This window comes from Paenibacillus tabacirhizosphaerae, assembly GCF_040812395.1.
In the GTDB taxonomy this organism is placed as follows: Bacteria; Bacillota; Bacilli; order Paenibacillales; family NBRC-103111; genus Paenibacillus_E.
Genome location: NZ_JBFNXH010000049.1, coordinates 1 through 2,761, shown reverse-complemented (window position 1 = coordinate 2,761; position 2,761 = coordinate 1). Strand labels below are relative to the sequence as shown.

Here is a 2,761-nt window from a genome sequence, read left to right as displayed (position 1 = left end):
TCTATCACGGTTTGAAGTGGCTTTATCATGTCGTGTTCTAATAGTTTCAATCGAGGAGAATGAGAAAGGTCGCCGTGACTTGCAAGTGTTAGCGCACTTGCAAGCTCATGCAGGTACTTATGCTACCTACACGCACAGTCAACCGACTGTCACCGCAACCTTGGAATATTATACCATTCATCAAGGGTGTTGTGTAGGCTTCATCCTGCTGCACTTTTAGCGTTCATCCTCTCTACTTTCTTTAGAGAGGGGTTCAATTTCATGCGCAAGCTGACCGTATCGAAGACATTTCTGTACCGCAATACCCAGTTTCAAGCAGTAGAAGCACCCGCTATTCGGGTGCAAGGCAAGTGGCTGGAGGCATTGGGCTTCACGTCCGGCTGCAAGGTGGAAGTGCTAGAGAAGCATGGCGAGATTACCATTCGGTTACTCGAAGGAGGATGCACGTATGACACGGGTCAAGTACACGACGAATCTGGACGAAGAACTGCTGCGCCTAGCCAAGGAGAAGGCGCAATTAGATGACATGGACGGCGCGAACGCCGTCATTGAAGCCGCCTTGCGCCTCTACTTCGCCAACTGCTCCACGCAAGTCTGGGAGAAGACGATGCAAGGTGGCTGGATTAAGAAGCTGATCGTTCGCCCGGGCAAGATCGTCTTCGAGAGCATTCGCAGCCGCAAGGTCAAGGCACGGTACAATCCCAAGTATTTCACGGATGAAGTCCTTCAGCCCAAGGGCTGGACGAAGGTCTGGAAGATGAAGCAAGGATGACAAGAGCCTTTACTGGTTCCACTTGCACGCAGGTGGAACGGGTAAGGACTTTTGCCCAAATAGGAACAAGGAGTCGGACAGGCTGCGCTATCATTGTGGGCTTTCCCCCGAAAGCCAACGCTCGTAATGAGGATGCCGACGGCTCGTTGTTCCTGCAAAAGTTCTTAACCGAAGCAACGAGCAAGAACAGGCTGCGCTATCATTGTGGGCTTTCCCCGAAAGCCAACGCTCGAAACGAGGATGCCGCCTTGCTCGTTGCTTCTTCAAAAAGCATTTACGGATTCTACCTGTGTGTACAGGTGTAATCCGTAAGGGTTTTTGCCCTTAAATCTGTCGCACCTAGCAGGCTGCGAATATGGACTGGCTTAGCTATCTTTGCGGGCTTCTCTGGAAGCTGACGCTTGAGCCGAGGATGCCGACATGTCCCTTCCTGCTTAGGTTCGACCATCCCAAAAGGAGCGTGAGTCTTTGCAAAAGCAGCAACTCCACTATGCCTATGTCGGAGTCGATTTGCACAAAAGCCAGCATACCGCCGTGATTCTCAATTGCTGGAACGAAAAGTTAGGCGAAATCCAGTTCGACAACACGCCAGCGGCTTTCCCGAAACTGCTCGCCAAGGTGCAAAGTTGTTTAGAACCAGACATGAAAGCCGTGTACGGATTGGAAGACACCGGAGGGTACGGTTGGGCGTTCGGACTGTACCTGATTCAGAGCAACCAATGGGTGAAATCCGTCAATCCGGCGTTCTCCAGCGAGAAGCGAAAAGGGTTCCCTACCGTTCACAAAAGCGATAGCTGGGACGCCGAATGCGTTGCGCGCGTGCTGCGAGACGACCTCAATCGTCTGCCCGACTTCAAGCCCGACGAGCATTACTGGGTCATGCGTCAATTGTCTACAAGGCGCAGCGGCATAGTGAAAAGCTTGTCCGCTGTCATCCGGCAACTACACGTACAGTTAAGCTATACGTACCCGAGCTATCGCCGTTATTTCAGCGAAATTGACGGCAAAACAGCGCTTGCGTTCTGGCGCACCTTCCCTTCTCCGCGTCATCTGGAGAAGGTTACAGCAGAGCGGCTTGCAGAGTTCCTTCGCAAGCATAGCAACAACGCTTGCTCCACGAAGAAAGCGGAGCAAATTTTGCGCTGCATCGAAGCAGACGGGCAAGCGAGCGTTCATTACGTGGAGGAGAAGGAACTCGTTATCCGCAGCTTGGTGAAGCAAATCCGTTATTATCTGAAAGAAATCACGGAATTTGACGCGAAGCTGCGCGACATGCTGGAGCAGATCGGTTGCCAACTGCACACGATCACGGGCGTCGATGTGGTCACATCGGCCGAGCTTGTGTCCGAGATCGGCGACATCTCGCGCTTCGTGAATGCCGACAAGCTGGCGAGATACGCGGGTATTGCACCAATCTTCGCCGGATCGGGCAGCAAAGGAAAGTACTACAAAAGTAAGCAAGGCGACCGCAGTTTGCACAGCATCTTCATGTCGCTGGCGATCCGGCAGCTTGTCGTGCATCGAGGCACGAAAACGCCGAGAAATCCGCTATTTCATGAGTACTTCCACCGCAAACTTGCGGAGGGCAAGACGAAGAAACAAGCGTTCATCTGCGTGATGAGGCGGCTGGTGAACATTGTGTATGGGATACTCAAAAGTAAAACGGTGTATCGCCTGCCGGAACCGTTGCCGCAAGCAGAGAACCAGTGAGAATGACTGAAAAATGATAGAGTTAAGCCGTCTTTTTAAAAAGGTGTGGACGAAGCTCAAGCGAAGGCGCGGGAGAAATCTTGGTTTTGATGGGTTGGAGCTTTCCTGTAACTGGCGGGTTAGATGGAAAGTTCCGCTTAAAACCAAGAATGTGCTGTTAAACAACCGAAAATTGTTCCAAAAACCGTAAATAAATGCTATTTTATGGATAGGGTTTCTCTGTCTTTAGAGGCTGAGCTTTATAGCGTAAGATAGCTATGAGGGACAGATTGATAATCC

At 51.4% G+C, this 2,761-nt stretch carries 4 protein-coding genes; all 4 read left to right on the top strand.

Annotation, left to right across the window (positions count from 1 at the left end; all coding sequences use genetic code 11):
* Nucleotides 1–220: hypothetical protein (locus ABRS97_RS27835; protein ID WP_367819425.1), on the top strand; the 220-nt coding region annotated here is incomplete at its 5' end.
* A 41-nt stretch (nt 221–261) separates the two neighbouring features.
* Nucleotides 262–525, top strand: a complete 264-nt coding sequence (locus ABRS97_RS27830; protein WP_367819424.1) for a SymE family type I addiction module toxin — start codon at nt 262–264, stop codon at nt 523–525.
* Nucleotides 449–772 carry a hypothetical protein gene (locus tag ABRS97_RS27825; RefSeq protein ID WP_367819423.1) on the top strand — a complete coding sequence of 108 codons (324 nt, stop codon included), beginning with the start codon at nt 449–451 and terminating at the stop codon, nt 770–772. The genes ABRS97_RS27830 and ABRS97_RS27825 overlap by 77 nt, the downstream gene beginning before the upstream one ends.
* 468 nt (nt 773–1,240) lie before the next feature.
* Nucleotides 1,241–2,482, top strand: coding sequence for an IS110 family RNA-guided transposase (locus ABRS97_RS27820; protein WP_367819422.1), 1,242 nt, complete (start codon nt 1,241–1,243; stop codon nt 2,480–2,482).
* Nucleotides 2,483–2,761: the final 279 nt, after the last annotated feature.